Here is a 307-nt window from a genome sequence, read left to right on the forward strand (position 1 = left end):
CCTCAGTTCACCCGGCACAATCGTCGAGGTTCATGGCATCGGCCCGCCCGACCGCTACTTCCACCCGCTCACCGAGTTCCGGTGCGCCGATCAGACCATCCGCAACGCCCTGCGTGCCTCCGAGCACGGCTTCGATGCCTTCGTCATCGGCCATTTCCAGGAGCCCGGCCTGACCGAGTGCCGTGGCACCGTCGACATTCCTGTGGTCGGCCTGGGGGAGGCCAGTCTCCTTTACGGCTGCACGCTTGGGCGCAAGATCGGCCTCGTGACCATCGACCCTGTGTTCACTCCGTGGCACGAGGAGCAG

Annotated in this window: 1 protein-coding gene; it reads left to right on the plus strand. The window is 65.8% G+C overall.

What is annotated here, in order from left to right; genetic code table 11:
• A partial coding sequence (locus tag WDW90_RS38725) for an aspartate/glutamate racemase family protein (protein WP_336492950.1) occupies window positions 1–307 on the plus strand: 307 nt, incomplete at both ends.

The sequence above is a fragment of the Methylobacterium nigriterrae genome, from assembly GCF_037106235.1.
Lineage (GTDB): Bacteria > Pseudomonadota > Alphaproteobacteria > Rhizobiales > Beijerinckiaceae > Methylobacterium > Methylobacterium nigriterrae.